Genomic DNA, 20,220 nt, shown 5'->3' on the forward strand with positions numbered 1-20,220 from the left:
CTACAATACGACGATCTGACCATGAATATTTTGGAAACAGCATGTATAATAAGATCGCTTAAGACAATCTAGATTTTTAGGGGGTTTTACCTTAGTGAAAAAAAGCATCGTTTGCTCTATCTTCGCGCTGCTCCTTGCTTTTGCCGTTTCGCAGCCGAGCTACGCACACACCGTTTCTCCGGTGAATCCGAATGCCCAGCCGACGACGAAAGCGGTGATGAACTGGCTTGCCCACCTGCCCAATCGGACGGAAAACCGAGTGATGTCCGGGGCATTCGGAGGATACAGCCTCGACACATTTTCGCTGACTGAAGCCGACCGGATCAAACAGGCAACAGGACAGCTGCCAGCCATATACGGCTGCGATTATGCAAGGGGATGGCTGGAGCCGGAAGAGATCGCCGATACGATTGACTACAGCTGCAACAGCGACTTGATCGCATACTGGAAAAGCGGAGGCATTCCGCAAATCAGCCTGCACCTCGCAAACCCCGCGTTTACTTCGGGTCATTATAAAACTCAGATTTCAAACAGCCAGTATGAGAGAATTTTAGATTCTTCCACGCCCGAAGGAAAACGGCTTGAGGCGATGCTGAGCAAAATCGCCGATGGCCTTCAGGAGCTTGAAAATGAAGGCGTACCCGTTCTATTCAGACCCCTTCATGAAATGAACGGCGAATGGTTCTGGTGGGGGCTGACGCAATATAATCAAAAAGACAGCGCGAGAATCTCCTTATACAAACGGCTCTATGTGAAAATCTATGACTATATGACAAAGACAAGAGGCTTGGATCATCTGTTGTGGGTGTATGCGCCTGACGCCAACAGAGACTTTAAAACAGACTTTTATCCGGGCGCATCATATGTTGACATCGTCGGGCTTGACGCTTATTTTGATGACCCGCACGCCATTGATGGCTACGATCAGCTCACATCTCTGAACAAGCCGTTTGCCTTTACAGAGGTCGGGCCACAGACGACAAACGGCGGGCTGGATTACGCGCGGTTTATCCATGCAATCAAAGAGAAATACCCGAATACGACGTACTTCCTGGCGTGGAACGATGGGTGGAGCCCTGCTGTGAATAAGGGAGCGGGCGCCCTCTATCTTCATCCATGGACGCTGAATAAAGGAGACATCTGGGACGGCGGTTCTTTGACGCCTGTTGTGGAATAACGAAAAAACCTTGGAGAATTATTCTCCAAGGTTTTTTAAGCAGCTTGTTCTGTCCTTTTGAGGCTGGTCCTGTTATTTAATATCCATGGCTTTCATAACTCTCATTTCTCTTTCCTGCTTTTTTTTCAAAGCTTCTCTGCCTTTAATCCATTCCCCCAGCAATAAAGCCAGTCCGCCAATAAGAGGAAGATAAAATGATGCGAAAGATTTTCCTTCATGAATGGATAATGCAACGAGAAAAATGATATAAGCTGTTGGCAGTATAGCTCCCCAAAAAGTACGATTTCTGGTCGATAAAAAATATTGAATTCCCAGTATTGCAAATCCGATCAGTAGTATATATATAGTATTCATTTATGAACACCCCGCTCTTTTTTATATTTCTCAATGATTAACTTTGCATTTTCCAGACTTATCTGATCATCGATAGCTAACTGTTTAATAAAATGAACAAAAGTCTCATTTTCCAATTCATCAATGAGTTGAATTTTTTGTATTAATCGATCCAACCTAACCCTAACTGTTGGATAGGATACTTGATAACTCTTTGCAATTTCTTTTAACGAACCAGATTTCAGCATAAAATTTTTAATAAATTCTACATCCTCTTCTTCTAAAGCCAATATCCATTCGGGTACATCTTTTCTTTCCATAGACAGCCCCTCTTATCAATAAATTTAAAAACAAAACTTAAATTAATGATAATATATATCTAAATAAAGTTCAAATAAATTTTAATTTTATTTATTTACATCTTTACACAAATAAAAAAAGGTCCCCAATATGAGGACCTCCATTTAAGTAGCATAAGTCTGTTTTTTTATCGTTTATTAATCTCTTCAAGAAGAAGCTTGTTGACCATCGGCGGGTTCGCTTGTCCTTTTGAGGCTTTCATGATTTGGCCGACAAGGAAGCCGATCGCACGGTCTTTTCCGTTTTTAAAGTCTTCGATCGATTGCGGATTGTTGTCGAGCGCTTCTGTGACAAGCTTTCTGAGCGTCGCTTCGTCAGAAATTTGCACAAGGCCTTTTTCTTTGACGATTTTTTCTGCGTCTCCGCCTTTTTCGATCAATTCTTTGAAGACTTTTTTCGCGATTTTCGATGAAATCGTGCCTTTTTCGATCAGCTTGACCAATCCGGCAAGGCCTTCAGGCGTGAGCGCAACATCCGCAAGCTCTTGTTGCTGAGCGTTCAAGTAAGCCGACACTTCACCCATCAGCCAGTTCGACGCCAGCTTCGCGTCTGCGCCTTTTTCGACAGCTGCTTCGAAGAAGTCGGACATTTCTTTTGTCAAAGTGAGCACTTTCGCGTCATAGGCAGGCAGGCCAAGCTCTTCGATGTAGCGCTTGCGGCGCTCGTCCGGAAGCTCAGGAATGCTGTCTTTCACGCGCTGTTTCCACTCATCGTCAATGTAAAGCTCGACAAGATCAGGCTCAGGGAAGTAGCGGTAGTCGTCAGATCCCTCTTTGACCCTCATTAAAATCGTCGTTTTGGACGCTTCATCATAGCGGCGCGTCTCCTGCTGAATGACACCGCCTGACAAAAGAACTTGCGCCTGGCGTTTTTCTTCGTGCTCAAGGCCTTTTTGAACAAAGGCGAATGAGTTCAGGTTTTTCAGCTCTGTCTTTGTGCCGAACTCCTCTTGTCCGATCGGACGGAGCGAGATGTTGGCGTCGCAGCGGAGCGAGCCCTCTTCCATCTTACAATCGGAAACGCCTGTATACTGAATGATTGATTTCAGTTTTTCAAGGTAGGCGTAAGCTTCTTCAGGCGTTCTGATATCGGGCTCGGAGACGATTTCAACGAGCGGTGTTCCCTGGCGGTTATAGTCGACAAGGGAGTAGCCGTCGCCTGTATGCGTCAGTTTTCCCGCATCCTCTTCCAAATGAAGGCGGGTGATGCCGATGCGCTTCGTTTTTCCGCCGACTTCGATTTCGATCCAGCCGTTTTCGCCGATCGGTTTATCAAATTGAGAAATTTGATAAGCTTTCGGGTTGTCGGGGTAGAAATAGTTTTTCCGGTCGAATTTCGTTTCTGTCGCAATTTCACAGTTGAGCGCCATCGCGGCTTTCATCGCGAAATTAACGGCTTCTTTGTTCAACACAGGCAGTACACCCGGATAGCCTAAGTCGATAACGCTTGTCTGCGTGTTGGCCGCCGCGCCGAATGGCGTTGGAGAACTGGAGAAAATTTTCGATTTTGTTTTGAGCTCCACGTGGACTTCAAGTCCGATTACCGTTTCAAAGTTCATGTTTTTTCACCCCTTACAGTTCAGGTTTTGCTTTATGGTGGTCTGTCGCCTGTTCGAATGCATGGGCGACGCGGTATACTGTGCTTTCGTCAAAGTGTTTGCCGATGATTTGCAGGCCGAGCGGCAAGCCGTTCGCCAAGCCGCACGGTACGCTGATTCCCGGTACGCCCGCAAGGTTGACAGGAATCGTCAGAATGTCATTGGCGTACATGGTCAGCGGATCGCTCGTTTTTTCGCCGATTTTAAATGCCGGCGTCGGCGTTGTTGGTCCGATGATAACGTCATAGTTTGCAAATACGTCTTCAAAGTCCTTTTTGATCAGCGTTCTGACTTTTTGCGCTTTTTTATAGTACGCATCATAGTAGCCTGAGCTGAGCGCGAACGTGCCGAGCATGATGCGGCGTTTCACTTCGTTTCCGAATCCTTCGGAACGCGTTTGTTTGTACAGGTCGATCAGGTTGTCGGCATTGTCCGTGCGGTAGCCGTAGCGGATGCCGTCGAAGCGCGCCAGGTTTGCCGATGCTTCAGATGAAGAAAGCAGGTAGTAAGTCGCCAGCGCGTATTTGCTGTGCGGAAGCGATACTTCTTCCCATGTCGCGCCAAGGCTTTCGAGCACTTTCAGCGCTTCAAGCACGGAATTTCTCGCTTCTTCTCCCACTCCTTCGCCGAGGTATTCTTTCGGCACGGCGATTTTAAGTCCTTTAATGTCGCCGGTTAACGCTGACAGATAGTCGGGCACGTCCACATTGGCGCTCGTCGAATCCATTTTGTCGACGCCTGAAATCGCCTGAAGAAGGTAGGCGTTGTCTTCGACAGATCTTGTGATCGGGCCGATTTGATCCAATGAAGAAGCAAATGCGACAAGGCCGTATCTGGAAACGCGTCCATATGTAGGCTTTAAGCCGACGACGCCGCAGAAAGATGCCGGCTGGCGAATCGATCCGCCCGTGTCAGATCCAAGTGAAAACGGCACTTCCCCGGCCGCAACCGCAGCCGCAGAGCCTCCGCTTGATCCACCCGGAACAGTTTCGAGATTCCACGGGTTTTTTGTCTTTTTAAAGCCTGAGTTTTCTGTGGAAGAGCCCATCGCGAATTCATCCATGTTCAGCTTTCCGATGGTGACCGCTTCAGCTTCGTGAAGACGCTCAACAACGGTTGCATCATAGATCGGGTCAAAGTTCTCGAGAATTTTGCTTGCGCACGTTGTCCGCAGATCCTTTGTTACGATATTGTCCTTAATACCGATCGGCATCCCGAAAAGAAGGCCGTGCTCATCACGGGTATCAAGCGCTTCGTCCAATTCTTTGGCGTATGCGCGGGCTTTTTCTTCATCAAGCTGCAAAAAGGCTTGTACCTTTCCGTCAACTTCGTGAATCCGTTTGTAAGATTCATCGACTAAATCTGATATGCTGATCTCTTTATTATGTATGAGACGTTTTAATTCAGATATTTTATGGTCAAACAGTGACATGTTTTCTCGCTCCCTCCTTTATTCAGTCCAAGATTGACGGCACGCGGATGTAGCCGTCTTTATGATCAGGCGCGTTTTTGACAACGTCCTCAACCGGAAGTCCTTTATCAGGGACATCTTCCCTCATGATATTCTTCATTTGCAATACGTGCGTTGTTGGTTTAACATTCTCTGTATCGACTTCGTTCAGCTCTTCTGCAAATGAAATAATGCTGTCAAGCTGTTCGGTAAACATCGCCGCTTCTTCGTCCGTAATCGCCAGTCTGGCAAGATGGGCGACATGCTTTACTTCTTCTATAGAAATACGCGACATACTAAAAACACCTCCAAGGTTATTCTCGCTTAGTCATAATACTGATCATATCAAATTTTAGCCTTCTAAATCAACAAAACCACGATCTTCGCCCCATTAGGCGGCTTTTATTTTATCGCACATGAAAAATTCAGTAAAATAGCACGTACTAATATTCAGAATATTTTTACTTTATATAATATTTGTAAGCGTTTTCATTATGATGCTTATCAGAACCATCACGCTCTTTTTCAATAAAATCGGATGTTTTTCACGGTTGATTGATGGGGAATAGTTTGATAGGTTAGGTAACTAAGTACGATCTAACCGGCAGCGCCTTAATTCCAATACTTGATTTTTTAAAGAGGGGGCCCTGCAATTTTCTTCGTACCGCAAGTCAGTATTGTCGAAAATTTTAAAGAGGTGATGCCACATTATTTTTAAAGAGGAGAGATATGAAACGTGAGTGTTGAAATATTTATTTCGTTAGGGATTTATTTTGCCGCGATGCTCTTAATCGGCTGGTATTCCTACAGAAAGACATCCAATTTGAATGACTACATGCTCGGCGGCAGAGGTCTTGGGCCTGCTGTTACGGCTTTATCGGCCGGCGCGTCGGACATGAGCGGATGGATGCTGATGGGACTGCCCGGAGCCATGTATGTGACAGGACTTTCGAGCGCCTGGCTTGCCGTCGGTTTAACAATCGGAGCTTATGTGAACTACTTGGTTGTCGCTCCCCGGCTGCGCACATATACAGAAGTAGCAAACGATGCGATTACAATTCCGGATTTTTTCGAAAATCGGTTTAATGATACGACGAGAATCTTGCGCCTGGCATCAGCCATCGTCATTATGGTGTTTTTCACACTGTACACGTCGGCGGGTATGGTGTCCGGAGGAAGACTGTTTGAAACGGCGTTCGGCCTCGATTATAAAATGGGTCTTTTCTTAACGGCAGCAGTCGTGATTGCTTATACGCTGTTCGGAGGGTTTTTGGCCGTCAGTCTGACTGACTTTGTGCAAGGTTTGATTATGTTTATCGCTTTAGTGCTCGTGCCGATCGTTGCCTTTACTCAATTAGGCGGAATTACGCCGACTTTCAATGTGATCGAAGAAATCAATCCAAGCTTGCTCGATTTCTTCAAAGGAACGACCGTCATTAGCATTATTTCATTTCTCGCCTGGGGACTGGGCTATTTCGGTCAGCCGCATATTATCGTCCGCTTTATGGCGATTTCATCCGTAAAAGAGCTGAAGCCTGCGCGCCGCATCGCAATGGGCTGGATGATCATCTCCGTAATCGGCGCACTGCTTGTCGGACTGATCGGTGTGGCGTATGTCCATGAAACGGGTACAGCGCTTAAAGATCCGGAAACGATTTTTATCGTGTTCTCAAAGGTATTATTCCATCCGCTGATTACCGGATTTTTGCTTTCCGCTTTGCTCGCGGCGATTATGAGTACGGTGTCTTCCCAGCTGCTTGTCACATCAAGCGCCATGACGGAAGATTTTTACCGGACGTTTTTCCGGCGCAAAGCTTCGGATAAGGAACTCGTTCTTGTCGGACGTCTGAGCGTTCTGCTTGTCGCCGTCATCGCGATCCTTCTGTCTCTGACACCGAACAACACGATCCTTGATTTGGTCGGCTATGCGTGGGCCGGGTTTGGTTCCGCATTCGGACCCGCCATCCTTCTCAGCTTGTACTGGAAGCGGATGAACCAGTGGGGCGCATTGGCCGGTATGATCACAGGAGCCGTGACCGTGCTGATTTGCATTCTGACCGGTCTGCAGGAGAAGACGGGAATCTATGAAATGATCCCTGGTTTCTTCCTGAGCTTGATTGTCGTTTACGCTGTCAGCATGATCACGAACAAGCCGGCAAAAGAAGCAAGAGATATGTTTGAAGAAATGGAACAGACGCATGAGGAAGAACATTCTTAAATGATCAGGCAATGAAAGCCGCCGGGCGATATCCGGCGGCTTTTTTGCTCAGACGGAATTCTTTTGATGCCACACCGGCAATATAATGGTAGGAGTATTGGGCTTTCTTGCTGATGAATGGTTCCGCGACATCCCCTTCAAAAACAGTTGTCGATCCATAGCGTCTGTGAGAAAATCATATCAATCATATAAGATATTGTCGGAAAGGAGATCATGGGCATGGATTGGCATATTGAAACAGAAACACTGTTGAAGCTTGGCATCGCAACATTAATCGGAATGGTCATCGGTCTCGAAAGGGAGCTGAAAAACAAGCCGCTCGGCTTAAAAACGTGCATCGTGATTGCGATCAGTTCCTGTGTTCTGACAATGATCAGCATTGATGCGGCATACCATTTTCCAAAGTCGAACAGAATTATGATGGACCCTTTGCGGCTTCCCGCACAAATCATATCGGGGATCGGCTTCATCGGAGCGGGCGTGATCTTACGCAAAAGCAACGACGTCATTTCCGGCCTGACCACTTCAGCGATGATCTGGGGAGCAGCCGGCCTCGGCGTCGCCATCGGAGCGGGCTTTTATAAAGAAGCATTTGTCAGTCTCATTTTCATTTTAATCAGCGTCGAGTTTTTGCCGTGGATCGTCGGCAAAATCGGCCCGAACCGATTGCAGGAAAAAGAAATCCGCGTCCGCATGTCTCTGAATGACAAGGATAAACTGACGGATATCCTCAAGGAAATGAAAGCGAAAAAAATCCGGATTCATTCCGTCCGGATCGATGATATGCGCGATAATGAATTTCCGGTCATGGAAACGAAAATCATGGTTCATAAGAAACGGTATGTCACCGATGTCTATTACGATATCAAAGCGATCGACGGCGTCGTCGGCGTAAAATGCGATACGCTTTAAAAAAAGCAGCCCTTTGGCTGCTTTTTTTGTGGATCATAAATATGGACAGTCGGTTCTATAGGATGATGGCTTTCTCTCGCCTAGAGGAGTTATTCATTTTCCTCCATTCTCCCCTTTTCAACTGTTCGAGTAAACAATATGAGACAAGCAAAACCTGTATATGTAAGTCCTTATCAGCAGGGTGGAAATTTGCTATATTCAGTCGTTTTTTACTGTTTGATCGCTAGGAGATCTCTTGAAATTTTTAAACTTCATCAACCGATGTCTGTTATTGAATTTTATTTAAGGCCGCATCATCTGCCATCACAATCACATCATTATGTTTCCTTAAAATTGAAGCAGGGAACTCTTGGGAGACACGGGTGCTGTTTAGCAGCCGTGCCAATGCTTCAGATTTTTCATTTCCAGACACGAGCAGAAGGATCCGCTTACTTTCCATTATTGTTTCAATTCCCATGGTCAATGCCTTTGTCGGTACTTCTTCCAAGGAACGAAAGAACCGAGAATTTGCCTGCCGGGTTGATTTATCCAAATCAACGATATGGGTTCTGCTTTTAAAGCTTGTCCCCGGTTCATTAAAACCGATATGACCATTCAATCCCATCCCCAATATTTGTATGTCAATTGCTTTTTCGGAAACAAGTCTATCGTAACTGATGCATTCTTGTTCCAAATCTTCCGCCATCCCATTTGGGATATTGATATTCCTTTGCCTAATATCCAGATGTTTGAATAATATTTCATTCATATAATAATGGTAGCTGTTTTTATTTTCTTTAGCCAGTCCAACGTACTCGTCTAAATTAAAAGCAGTAACATTCTTAAATGATATTTCCTTTTGCCGATACTTTTTGATCAGGCATTTATACAAACCTAGCGGTGTCGAACCTGTTGCAAAACCGATAACAGGATTTTTTGAATTGTTAATGAGCTCAGTCATTAAATCAGCTGATTTTTCACTCATTTCTTCATAACCTGATACATGAATAATTTTCACGTCGTTCTCCTTTCCGCAAAATAACATGTCCAAGACGGACTACTGTATTAAACTGCACTTCAAAAAGACAAGGCATCTTCGCTACACCTCAGTAAGACAATCCATTATTCAAGAACTCCGATATTCCGCTGATAACGATCATTTACTCGATTACATTTCCTTTAGAATCAAATACACCGATAAGTTCAGGATCTTCAGAAACGTTTTTTAAGATTGCAATATGCGCATTTGTGACAAAGACTTGTGTACGAAAAGCAAATATTGCCGTATCGCCGACTTTTGCTTCAACTGTGTTTAATGCGCCATAATAATCAATATGATCAGGTGTCATTTCAATAGCTTGAACCTTCTTAAGATGATTTTTATTTGTTCCAACCAGCGCCGCTTTCATATGTGAACGCGGATAGAATCCACCGCCGAAAACATAAGCATGATGATTAGATATGTGGGATACTTCAGTTAGATATACCATTGCAGGTCTTTCCGCGAGTTTTTTCGTTGCATGAATGGGTGTCGTTCCAATTAAAGCATGACCGGGTTCGCCTTGAGTTGCACCATTTTCCTTCAACAATTTGATTGTTCCACAAGATGTTGCACTTGGCATATTCATCTCAAGCCTTTTATACCCTCTCTCCATTAAAAAAGATTTTACGGTTTGCATGGATGTTACATTCGGAGTAACTGTTGGAAGGCCGTCTTTAATCAATATACAAGGAAAGCTTGTTAAACCTGCAATTTCAATTCCTTCTAACTGTTCAATCGATTCGATATCCTTAACGATTTGTTCAAAAGTGAACCCTCCCTCTTGACCTTTATATATATAATCCTCTTTGTTTGCGATACGTAAAAACACTTTTTGTTTTCTTCCCATTTCCTTAGCTGCTCTACTAATGTTTCGAGCATTTGCAAGACTGAAAACCGTAACATAGTCAGGATGAAGCTTTAATATAGCCGGAATCATATGAATAGGTATTTGAACAAGATGTCCGACATGCCCAATCTTGATTCCATTTTGGCTGAGTGTGATTGCCTCCCACGGGTCTACAGCAACCGCTTTGTCAATTCCGCTTTCGGCGATAGCTTGTGCTACCAACGGATTACGGCCAAACTGCTTTGTCATAAAAAACAGTTCAATATCCTGTTTTTTGGCTTTTCTACTTAAAACTTTTGCATTTTTCTTGACAGTGTCCAAATCTAATACATAAGTGTTAGGTGAAATGATTCCCCGCTGATGAAAATCCAATGCAGCTTCTATTAATTTTTTATTATATTTTAATGTAGATTCCAAAAACATCAGTCTGTCTCCTCTTTTCCTTTTTGCATTAAATGAAGGAATGAACTGCCGTTTTCAGTATCGCGAAGCCCTAGATAATCAGCAGAAGTTGCAGCAATGTCGGATAGCGTTTTTCTTTCCCCGATATTTACGGGGGATAACTTTTTGTGATAAGCCAGCAAATACGTTTTTTCCCGTGTGTGTTGGTTATGGCCGATCGTAGGGTCATTCCCGTGATCTGCACTAATCATCAGCAGATCCTGATCTGTCATTTTCCGGAGAATTTCCGGCAAATATTGATCTACCATTTCAATCCGATTCGCATAACGCACAGGATTCTGTGCATGTCCGGCTAAATCGGTTTCTTGTACTGTGGCAGCAATCACGCCTTTTTTGACACGGTCCATCTCCTGTATAATATCCTTCATAACTTGTTCCGTATCTACACCCGGAAACCTATTTGCACCTTTACAATAAATAATGTCCTGCATTTTTCCGATAAGAGAAACTTCCATTCCCCCATTTTTCGCCAATGTTGGCAACTGCTTCTCGGGAGAGATACCAAAACCTAAGTGACGGACTTGATACCCCTGCTTGTATACATTAGATTTAGGCGAATTCACTCCTACTAATCCGTCTTCTCTTCTTTCAACTGACCTCTGCAAGTGTTCGGGTGTTACATTTTCTCCTCCAAGAACAATCACACGATTTACTTTAACATGATGACGGACGCATCTTCCTATTTTCAACACTTCATCAAACGGAATATCATCCAGCGGAGCGCTTACATTATAAATTTGCCCGTAATCTGTTTCGATATTATCGGCCACGACTACTAAATCGTTTACTAATAGATACGGCAAATCTGAATTTGGTATGTTAACTTTATAACCCTGATCTTCCAAAGCGAGTTTAACATGATTGATATGTTCTGCAAAAGGAGCTAAATATGTCTTTTTTGGCTTTGTCCCCATGATTTCATTATGCCCTTCAAAACTGTCTGCTCCTTGATGCATCAGGTTCAAAACACCATAGCTGGCAATATGGTCTACATTTTTCAATTTAGGATGGTGCAAGATTTTGTTTATACCCAATTTTTCGAGATTTGGAATGTTTAAAGAAGGCACCGTATCAAGTATGTGATAGAAAGTATTAGCGCCAACGTCTAAAGGGTGATAATCGCTTGCATCTTCCATATAACCGACACCTAAGCTGTCTAATATTATGATAATGACTCTTTTATTCATTTATATCATCCCCTATTGAAGGATTTACACTAAGATTTTCTGTTGCTCGGTGAACGGATATGTTTAGAATTCTTAAAATGGTCTCAGGACCGCTTCTTAATGGATTAATGCGGATCATTTTTTTGGCCAGTGATGGATCTGCAGATAAAAAAGTGCCAGACACTCTATAAAACATTGGTGCAAACTCGTATTTTGATTCAGCACCTACCGGATGGGGTGCCGCTCCCAATTCATTAGCATGATGGAGCACTTTTTCGGCAATTGGTTTAACAAACTCTACAAGTAAGACTTTTGATTGTGCATTTGCCAAATAAGCCTTTTTAACACCTTTAATGGCTCCATTATTAAGCGAGTGAACTAACTGATCATTGACACTTGCTTGAATTGCCAGCATAACCGGCGCATATATCAGACCCCTTAAAGCTTCTAAAGCTTCATAACCTTGAACTTGGCTTCCACCTGAATAGTTTAAATTTTCTATTCTTTGTATTAAATCATTTTTGCCTAAAATGACTCCAATACCTTCCGGACCTAGTAGCTTGAACAATGAAAAGGTGGACAAATCGGCTTTGACTTGCGCTCCAATCTTTTCTGCTTTCATTGCAGCATAGTTGTCATCCGTAATAATGACTAGACTAGAATGAATGGAACGTATTTTTTTTATTGTTTCAGCCAAATCGTAATGGTCATCTATTTTTTGCCTCGTATGCTGAATCAATACACCTTTTAACTTCGGGTGTTTGAGGATGGCTTCTTTTATTTGTTCAGAATCGTGAAAATCCGCGTATATTGGCAAGACCCCCATCGACTCTAACGTTGTTTTACTTGTTGGATATATAGGTGCGTCATGGACTAGGATCTCGTCACCTGGCTTTAAAAAACTCATAAAACCAAATCTCAATGCCCCTGTTCCTGCACCACGAACTAACATTGCTTTCTCTGTGCCAAAGAAATCGGCTAGTGTCTCTTCTATTTTTTTTGTGAACCGCGGTTTATTCATTCCTTTTACAACGCCTAAATCGCCAAGTGAAAGCAATTCTTCTCCTCGAAAATGTCTTGTGATGACATCCACCAACTTAAATTGTCTATGCATGGCTTCTTCAATAGATAGACTATATAGAGGATAAGTTTCCATGCTCATTCACTCTCCCCTTTCATAAAAGCGCGAGGATTTTTAATCAACATCTTATCAATTGATTCACCAGTTATTCCATAGGTTTGCAAGAGAGGGATAAACGTGTCTATCAAATATGAATAGCCCACCCCGCCTTTATATACCAAATGTGATTTTCTGGTGATGTCCATAGACAGCAAAACCTTGTCTATATACCCTTTAGCCTGTATCTTTTTCAACATTTCTGCCCGAACACGATCAGACATATAATTTTCTTTACCTATTGTATCGAATTCTACATACACACCTTCTCTCAGCATTTTCAATATATAATCGGCATCTCCTGATAAATCAACATGCCCTATCACCACTCGGTTTAAATCAACTTCATGTTTTTTGAAAAATTCTACTTGTTCATGCCCTAATGTTCCTATGGAAGTATGGGTTGATATTGGTTTTTTTGTTTTCTTATGCGCCACAACAACCGCTTCAAATACTTTTTGTTCGGTTTCCGTCCATTTATTGTAACTTGTTCCAATTTCACCGATCAGCTCGGCTTTAGCATCTGTTCCTCTAATTCCTTCAACAATCTCCATTACCATTCTTTCTGCCAACTTTTCTTTTGGTTCGCGAAACACATGGATCGGGTAAAAAGTATCTTGGTAGAAACCAGTTGAAAAGACAATATTAATGCCTGTTTCTTCTGCTACTTTTTGAACGTATGTAATATTTCTCCCCATTCCAATATTCGTGACATCCACAATATTGCGTACGCCCTTTTCGTATAAACTTTTAAATTCTCTAACGGTTTCAGAAAATACATCCAACTTACAATCCTCATTGTTTTTTACTTCGGAAAGGTCTATCGTTGTATGTTCATGCATATAGGTCATTCCGTCTTTCAACATTCGGAAACTTCCCCTCTTTCGATGATTTAGCCAACCTGCCATAAACCGACTGCATAGAGAAGATTGGCAACAATCCCCAACAATATAACTGCAATAGGGCCGACAGCCAATTCAACAAGTGGTTTTGATGCAATTCGGTTTATTAAATAAAATCCAATCACCCAGAAGAAGCCAATACCGGGAGCAATTTTTTCCCCTGCCATCGCACTGCCAATTAATATAGCCATTCCTAGAACATCTGACAGCGAAGTGCGAATATGCTCCCCCATCTCCCTTACACCAGGCAGTTTGTCCATACTTTTTGATACTGCGGATAATGATACGACCTCTAAATACATGACTAAAAAGCCCAACAGAAATGCTAAAATCGGTATATCCCTGAAAATAAGACCGATTGCAAATACCAAAGTGGTACCAGCTAAACCATAAACTCCTGTTACGATCGCAGTTGAAAAAACTAAAGGGATGAAGCCAATTCCACGTGCAAATGTAGCGATTGCCGCCTCTGTGTAAAGCTCTTTATTAATCAATGCTTGAGGCATTGCATCCACTGCTAAAATCAGCATGGATGATGTTAAAGAAACAAGTCCTCCCATAAGAGCTAATAACCAGCGGTTTTTTTTAATTCGATTTACACGCTCATTAAATATATTCACTAAATTTGCATTAGTAGATTCATCTCCGCCTCTAATTCTCGCTGCATAATAAATCATCATTAACATTCCTGCTAATAAAGCCATTCCTTCAGGACTGAGCGAAATTTTATATCCTGCAGCTTGAAATGTTCCAAACTTCTCGAATAAGAGATAAGAAGCCAAAGTGACGATTGCAGTGACGGCGGCTTTTTTTAAACCGTGCTGATATCCAACCGCTACAGCTGGAAATACTGTAAATGCAATAATAATAGGCTGACCAATAAGACTTAAAGAATCTATAAAATTTACGGGAAACATGCCAAATAAATCTACTACAAATTGCAGTCCTAAAACGATTCCAATACTATAAACGGCTCCAATAACCCCTGCAGTTACCATGCCTATTTTGTTTTCCGGAGTCCAAATGCCAATAATGTCACAGGCCAATAAAATGCTGTGTCCAATAATGATTGTTGCTCCTATTGAAAGCGGAATACCAAACCCTATGATTAAGCCAAAACTTAATGCAAAACTTGTTGCAGCAAGCTCCCCTCTTGTCATTCTCCCCTCAAGGTATTCAGGCATAATCGGTCGCAAACCATCATTAAACACTGCTACTCCGCGATTTACTAGTATAGAACCTAATGCACCAACAGCCGCTATGACAAGACATTGAATTAAAGAAAGGTCCATTCATTATTCACCTCTATGATTTTTCTCATCTTCTGTACATCATGTCATCCGTGCTTCTTAAATCATCCAGGAAAGCGCTTTCTTTAACTGAAAAAAATGTATACAGTTGAAGCCGGTGTAACAAAATATAAAGAAAAAAATTCATTTATTTTAATAAATAAGGAATTAAAATGTTTAATATATTTTGTGAAGACGAAGCTGTAAAACCAAAGGCAATTTTGCCGCTTTCTACTTCCTTCTCGATCTCTTCCTTGTTTTTTATGGTACTTGGCGAAGCCAAGGTGACGCATTTATCTTTGCCTAATAATGCAATTGCCATTGCAAGCGCACCACCGGATCCTGTTTCACAGGCGCCAATATAATAATCTACCTTATTGTTTTTCACAGCCATAACAGCGTCCAAATCACCTTTAACCAAAACTTCTACATTGCTTCCCCCAATTTCTTTAACAAGTTTTTCAATCGCTTGTTTTTTCAACTGTCCGCCTATTACGATTCTCACCATAATAAAACCCTCCTATTCATTAGATTCTATGACTTTATGAAGATGAAGATAAAAATAGACACGCTCACCTTCTGGAAGTTCTAAACCTGCCAGTGAATGTATAAAATCTATCACTTCTTCTATAGCATTTTTATATGGTGTTTCGTACACTTCATTGATGATGGCAATTGCAGGACTTTCTTCGCTTTCTCCCCTCTCAATTCTAGTTAAAGCCATCGCCATGTGCGTCCAAAACATTTCAGAGTCTTTGATCACCTCCTTTTTCAGCTTTTTTGATAAGAAAACAAATGTGTTCAAAGTTGTGTTGAAAGCATTTTTTGTAATCACTCGACTCGTTAGTAAAATAGACAACTTTTCTTCCAGCTGTATTTGGTTCACGCCAGTTCCTCCAATATACTGTATTTAGTATTTTAAATTTCAAATGCTGACCCATCGCCTCATGTATTGAATGACAAGTCGGATGGGCCGGCATTTTAGTAGCGCGGTATTTTCTCTCCTTTTTCTACACTTTTTTGAGTGTCTAATATTTGTTTCTCATTAACCAAATGCCACTTTTCTGCTATTTCTTTTTCTCTGTCTCCTTCAATAACAATAACGGCTTCAGTTGTATCCTTGGAAATTTTCTTGGCTTTCGGTGAAAAAAAATCGATTGCTTTAAACGTTTGAATCATTCTTTTGTCATCGGCATTCCAAACTGCTGCATCAATTTGTTTTGAAAGAAGCATATCGAAAAGCTGCATATAATTCACATTGACAAACTCAGCGTTTTTATTTTCAAATTCAGCCAATGTTAATTGTTTCTGATCTAGGGACTCCAAATCAACACCTACTCTTATGACATCCTTACCTATTTCCTCATCTGGATGAGCTAAGAAGATTTTATGGGAAGATACATAACTGCTTTCCCCGAATTTCTTAAAAATTTTCAAATTTGGATATTCTGCTATGATATGATCTGCCGTCATCTTAGAAACAATTGCAAAATCACTTCTTTTTGTTCGGACTGCTTCGATTCGATTCACTCCGCCACGCATATAGATCAAGTTAACTGTTTTTCCGGTTGATTCAAACCCTTCCACAATCCCTGTTGCCAGCCCTTCATATTTCCTTGAATACGGAAGTGGCATTGAGCCGATTAATGGTGCAATACCTGCAATCTCAAGTAATAAATTGTTATCCTTACTTACCAAAAACGTTCCTAAATGGCCTCTAGCCTCCAAATGAATCGCTTTCATATCAACCAATAAATTCAGCGCACTTTGGACAGTCCCCCTGCCGATGGATAACTTATGACAGTAGTCTGAGATGCGGGGAATTTTTTCACCTGCTTTGATATTCATCAATTCTTTAGCAATATTTTTAGCAGCCAAACCATTTTTAGAGTAAAATTTTTCCCACATAATTCATCTTCCTCAAAACAATATACTATATTCTGTATAATCAATTATAAGAGTTGTATCCTAATTTTGCAATAGTATTATTCAGAACACTATAAAAAATATGTTGTTGGCGCACCGTGAATGAATGATAGGTCTCCTTATTCCTTTTTCCGCGTGACAAAAAGAAGCAGCCGAGAAGGCTGCTTCTTTTTTATGAATCATAAATATGGACGGTCGGTTCCTTGTCTCCCGGCTTTTTCAGGATAACGGCTTCCTGCCCGGCTGACGAATTAATGTTGATCTCAACGTTCAGTCCGCTTTTGCCGTAGTAATCCATCACTTCACCGGTCAAGAACTGGGTAAAGGCGATGACTTCGCTTTTGCCGTAAAACTGCATCGGGATGTTGATTTTCATGTCCTGCATTTGGTCGTCTTTATAGAGAGCCGTGCCGACAACCCCTGTGTAGTTTGGAAAATACGTGTCGACTTTGTTTTTAAAGCGTTTGAAGAGCTCCGCGTCATCCGGATGTTTCTCTGAACCTTCTGTTGAAGGGAAGAACGTGTACTCTTCATTGATTTTATCCCAGCCGCCGAGCTCGCTTGTCCCTGATTTCACATCGGTTTTGGCGATAAAGTTTCCAGGGACGATCGATGACTTAGGCGCCTGCTTGTAGAGCATGATGGTCAGCGGAATGTTTTTCAAATCATCCATGTTTCTGATCCGTTTCGCGACTTCCTCGGCGATTTTTTCGCCTTCCTGCCTCAGCTTTTTGTCGCTGATGGTCACTTCTTTTTGCGGGTCGCCGACATTTTCGCGGTAGTAGTAGACAGAGTTCAGCGCAAGGCCGATTACGACGCCGCCGAGCTCAATCGTATCCTTGTCTTTGCGGACGAGGTAGTCATGCTCAAGCATATGGGCGAGGTATACCGGGCTTTCTTCGTTTTGCTTCTCTGTTGACCCGCTCCCGGAAAGGGCGGGGTTCAGTCCGAGGTTTTTGAAGTTTTTATCGTCTTTCTCCGCTTTTTTCAGGTCGTCTCCCGTTTTTTTGCGGGCGAGCCAGCTCGTAACTGTATCCTCATCCAGATATTGTCCTTCTTGAAAAAGGTAATCGTCAGTAGAAAATGAATCTTGCGCAAGGCGCATCATGCCTGTCTCAAATTCATCGATATCCAGCCGCGTATTCAGGCGTTCGGTCGTCAAGCCGCGGGCTTTCCCCGCCTTGAAAGGAAGAACCATTTTATAATAAGAATCGGAGATGTTGTATTTCGGAATGATGGCTTTTTCTTTCGACTTATCCGTTTTCTGCACCATCTCCTGCTCTTCTTCTCCCCCAAAATTCGGCGCACAGGCCGAGAGCATGAGCATACCCGCAGCAGCCGCCAAACATAATATCTTTTTCAATAGAAAACACTCCTCTTATTTCTTTAGCTCACTGATCAGTCTTGCTTCATCCCATACTTCGATGTTCAGCTCTTCAGCTTTCGCCAGTTTGCTGCCTGCCGCTTCGCCGGCAATGACGAGATCGGTTTTTTTGCTTACACTGCCTGTGATTTTTCCGCCGAGCGCTTCGATTTCCACTTTCGCGTCGTTCCGCGACATTTCGTTGAGCTTCCCGGTCAGGACGATCGTTTTCCCCGCAAAATACGAATCGCTCGCTTCAGCGGCCGCTTTTTTCGGGCCCTTATACTCGGTGTTCACCCCGAGTTCTTCAAGCTCGTCCAACAGCTTTAAAATCTCTTCTTTTTCAAAATAAGTGACGAGGGCGTCCGCCATCTTCTCGCCGATTTCATCGACTTCGACCAATTCTTCTTTTGTCGCTTTTTTGAGCCTGTCAAGCGTTTCAAAATGCATCGCCAGTGTCTTGGCCGCTTTGGCGCCGATGAAGCGGATGCCGAGTCCGAAGAGAAGCCGTTCCAATGAATTCTCCTTCGATTTTTCAATCGACTTCAATAAGTTGTCGGTCGATTTTTCCCCCATCCGCTCGAGATTGATCAGCTGCTCGCGCGTCAGCTTATACAGATCGGCGACATTGTGGACGAGGTCTTCGCGGAACAGCTGGGTGATGACGCGCTCGCCAAGACCGTCTATATTCATCGCGTTCCGGGAAACGAAATGGATCAGGCCTTCCCTGATCTGAGCCGGGCACTCCGGATTGATGCAGCGAAGCGCGACTTCTCCTTCAATTCTGACAAGCTCGCTTCCGCATTCCGGGCATTCCTTCGGCATGTTGAATTCTTTCTCTTCTCCCGTCCTCTGTTCGACGAGCACGTTGACAACCTCGGGAATGATGTCTCCTGCTTTTTTAATGACGACTTTGTCCAGCAGTCTGATATCCTTCTCTTTAATCAAATCTTCGTTGTGGAGAGAAGCTCTTTGGACGGTCGTTCCCGCCACTTTTACAGGTTCGAGAATCGCAGTCGGGGTTACTGCACCCGTCCGGCCGACGCTTAATTCAATGTCCAAAAGCGTTGTGACAACCTCTTCGGCAGGAAACTTGTAGGCGATTGCCCAGCGCGGGCTTTTTGCCGTAAAGCCGAGTTCTTCCTGCTGATCAAGGGAGTTGACTTTAATGACAATCCCGTCGATTTCATACGGGAGGTCGGCGCGTTTTGTCTTGAGCTCTTCGACGATCTCAATGACTTCTTCGATCGTGCTGCATTTTTTTCTTTCATGATTGGTTTTAAAGCCGAGTTCGTCGAGGAAATCAAGTCCCTGGCTTTGCGTTTCAACGCCCATTTCGTCAAGCTCCGCTATACTGTAGACGAAGATGTCGAGATTTCGTTTCGCGGCGATTTTGGGATCGAGCTGCCTTAATGAGCCGGCAGCAGCGTTCCGCGGGTTGGCGAACGGCTCTTCATCCCGTTCGAGCCGCGCTTTGTTCAGCAATTCAAAGGAGCGCTTCGGCATAAAAGCCTCGCCGCGCACTTCAATTGAAAGATCGCGCTTCATTCGGAGGGGAATGTTTCTGATGGTCTTCAAATTTTCTGTAATATCCTCGCCCGTTGTTCCGTCGCCTCTTGTCGCACCTCTGACAAATACGCCGTTTTCATAGCGCAGTGAAACAGCAAGACCGTCTATTTTAAATTCGACGTTGTACTCAACATCTCCGACCGCCTGGCGGACGCGGCGGTCAAAGTCGCGCAGATCTTCTTCATTAAACGCGTTGCCGAGGCTCAGCATCGGCGTTTTATGCTGCACTTTTTGAAAGGCGTCCAAAACGGCTCCGCCGACGCGCTGAGAAGGAGAGTCCGGCGTTTTCAGGTCGGGGTGCTCTTCTTCAAGAGCAATAAGTTCCTTCATCAGCTTGTCATATTCGGAATCAGGCACGCTTGGGTCGTCAAGGGTGTGATATTCGTAGTTGTATTTGTTAATCAATGCATGCAGTTGTTCCACACGGCGTTTAGCTGCTTCTTTTTCCATT

Annotated in this window: 19 protein-coding genes; 3 read left to right on the forward strand and 16 right to left on the reverse strand. The window is 43.3% G+C overall.

What is annotated here, in order from left to right; genetic code table 11:
• The first annotated feature begins 94 nt into the window (after nucleotides 1-94).
• Nucleotides 95-1,177, forward strand: a complete 1,083-nt coding sequence (locus M1E06_RS17860) for a glycoside hydrolase family 26 protein (protein ID WP_048350347.1) — start codon at nucleotides 95-97, stop codon at nucleotides 1,175-1,177.
• A 72-nt stretch (nucleotides 1,178-1,249) separates the two neighbouring features.
• Here the strand turns inward: M1E06_RS17860 and M1E06_RS17865 are convergent, their stop codons facing one another.
• The 5 genes from M1E06_RS17865 to gatC all read right to left on the reverse strand — a co-directional run bounded on the left by M1E06_RS17865 (nucleotide 1,250) and on the right by gatC (nucleotide 5,212).
• Entirely contained in the window at nucleotides 1,250-1,531 is a 282-nt protein-coding gene (locus M1E06_RS17865) for a hypothetical protein (RefSeq protein ID WP_020450469.1), read from the reverse strand.
• On the reverse strand, nucleotides 1,528-1,830 hold the full coding sequence (locus M1E06_RS17870; RefSeq protein WP_025810340.1) for a DUF2089 family protein: 303 nt from the start codon (nucleotides 1,828-1,830) through the stop codon (nucleotides 1,528-1,530). The genes M1E06_RS17865 and M1E06_RS17870 overlap by 4 nt, the downstream gene beginning before the upstream one ends.
• 167 nt (nucleotides 1,831-1,997) lie before the next feature.
• Entirely contained in the window at nucleotides 1,998-3,428 is a 1,431-nt protein-coding gene (gene gatB / locus M1E06_RS17875; RefSeq protein WP_020450467.1) for an Asp-tRNA(Asn)/Glu-tRNA(Gln) amidotransferase subunit GatB, read from the reverse strand.
• 13 nt (nucleotides 3,429-3,441) lie between these two features.
• A complete protein-coding gene (gene gatA / locus M1E06_RS17880; RefSeq protein WP_023855604.1) occupies nucleotides 3,442-4,899 on the reverse strand; it encodes an Asp-tRNA(Asn)/Glu-tRNA(Gln) amidotransferase subunit GatA in 1,458 nt (485 codons plus the stop codon).
• Between the two features lie 22 nt (nucleotides 4,900-4,921).
• A complete protein-coding gene (gene gatC, locus M1E06_RS17885; protein ID WP_003179590.1) occupies nucleotides 4,922-5,212 on the reverse strand; it encodes an Asp-tRNA(Asn)/Glu-tRNA(Gln) amidotransferase subunit GatC in 291 nt (96 codons plus the stop codon).
• A 441-nt stretch (nucleotides 5,213-5,653) separates the two neighbouring features.
• Here gatC and putP point away from each other — a divergent pair, with 441 nt between their 5' ends.
• The gene (gene putP / locus M1E06_RS17890) at nucleotides 5,654-7,135 is read left to right on the forward strand and encodes a sodium/proline symporter PutP (protein ID WP_020450465.1); all 1,482 of its coding nucleotides are present in this window, start codon (nucleotides 5,654-5,656) and stop codon (nucleotides 7,133-7,135) included.
• Between the two features lie 219 nt (nucleotides 7,136-7,354).
• A complete protein-coding gene (locus M1E06_RS17895) occupies nucleotides 7,355-8,047 on the forward strand; it encodes an MgtC/SapB family protein (RefSeq protein ID WP_020450464.1) in 693 nt (230 codons plus the stop codon).
• Nucleotides 8,048-8,315: 268 nt separating this feature from the next.
• Here M1E06_RS17895 and nagB read toward each other — a convergent pair whose 3' ends face one another.
• The 11 genes from nagB to ligA all read right to left on the reverse strand — a co-directional run bounded on the left by nagB (nucleotide 8,316) and on the right by ligA (nucleotide 20,219).
• On the reverse strand, nucleotides 8,316-9,044 hold the full coding sequence (nagB, locus tag M1E06_RS17900) for a glucosamine-6-phosphate deaminase (RefSeq protein ID WP_039073300.1): 729 nt from the start codon (nucleotides 9,042-9,044) through the stop codon (nucleotides 8,316-8,318).
• Between the two features lie 142 nt (nucleotides 9,045-9,186).
• The gene (locus tag M1E06_RS17905; RefSeq protein ID WP_048350658.1) at nucleotides 9,187-10,338 is read right to left on the reverse strand and encodes a YhfX family PLP-dependent enzyme; all 1,152 of its coding nucleotides are present in this window, start codon (nucleotides 10,336-10,338) and stop codon (nucleotides 9,187-9,189) included.
• Nucleotides 10,338-11,564, reverse strand: coding sequence for a phosphopentomutase (locus M1E06_RS17910; protein ID WP_048350657.1), 1,227 nt, complete (start codon nucleotides 11,562-11,564; stop codon nucleotides 10,338-10,340). Before M1E06_RS17910 ends, M1E06_RS17905 begins: the two co-directional genes overlap by 1 nt.
• A complete protein-coding gene (locus M1E06_RS17915) occupies nucleotides 11,557-12,705 on the reverse strand; it encodes an aminotransferase class V-fold PLP-dependent enzyme (RefSeq protein ID WP_048350656.1) in 1,149 nt (382 codons plus the stop codon). Before M1E06_RS17915 ends, M1E06_RS17910 begins: the two co-directional genes overlap by 8 nt.
• Nucleotides 12,702-13,586: a phosphotriesterase family protein gene (locus tag M1E06_RS17920; RefSeq protein ID WP_048350655.1), complete on the reverse strand. Its 885-nt coding sequence runs from the start codon at nucleotides 13,584-13,586 to the stop codon at nucleotides 12,702-12,704. Before M1E06_RS17920 ends, M1E06_RS17915 begins: the two co-directional genes overlap by 4 nt.
• Before the next feature lie 26 nt (nucleotides 13,587-13,612).
• Nucleotides 13,613-14,914 carry a YhfT family protein gene (locus M1E06_RS17925; RefSeq protein ID WP_025810329.1) on the reverse strand — a complete coding sequence of 434 codons (1,302 nt, stop codon included), beginning with the start codon at nucleotides 14,912-14,914 and terminating at the stop codon, nucleotides 13,613-13,615.
• A 145-nt stretch (nucleotides 14,915-15,059) separates the two neighbouring features.
• Nucleotides 15,060-15,419 (reverse strand): DUF2620 domain-containing protein, encoded by a 360-nt coding sequence (locus M1E06_RS17930; protein ID WP_020450457.1) that lies wholly within the window; start codon nucleotides 15,417-15,419, stop codon nucleotides 15,060-15,062.
• Between the two features lie 12 nt (nucleotides 15,420-15,431).
• Entirely contained in the window at nucleotides 15,432-15,797 is a 366-nt protein-coding gene (locus tag M1E06_RS17935; protein ID WP_020450456.1) for a PRD domain-containing protein, read from the reverse strand.
• 95 nt (nucleotides 15,798-15,892) lie between these two features.
• Entirely contained in the window at nucleotides 15,893-16,819 is a 927-nt protein-coding gene (gene yhfZ / locus M1E06_RS17940; RefSeq protein WP_048350654.1) for a GntR family transcriptional regulator YhfZ, read from the reverse strand.
• Between the two features lie 190 nt (nucleotides 16,820-17,009).
• The gene (locus M1E06_RS17945) at nucleotides 17,010-18,200 is read right to left on the reverse strand and encodes a CamS family sex pheromone protein (protein WP_023855598.1); all 1,191 of its coding nucleotides are present in this window, start codon (nucleotides 18,198-18,200) and stop codon (nucleotides 17,010-17,012) included.
• A gap of 15 nt (nucleotides 18,201-18,215) precedes the next feature.
• On the reverse strand, nucleotides 18,216-20,219 hold the full coding sequence (ligA, locus tag M1E06_RS17950) for an NAD-dependent DNA ligase LigA (protein WP_095323736.1): 2,004 nt from the start codon (nucleotides 20,217-20,219) through the stop codon (nucleotides 18,216-18,218).
• Nucleotide 20,220 lies beyond the last annotated feature (1 nt).

The organism is Bacillus sp. AK124 (assembly GCF_053903085.1).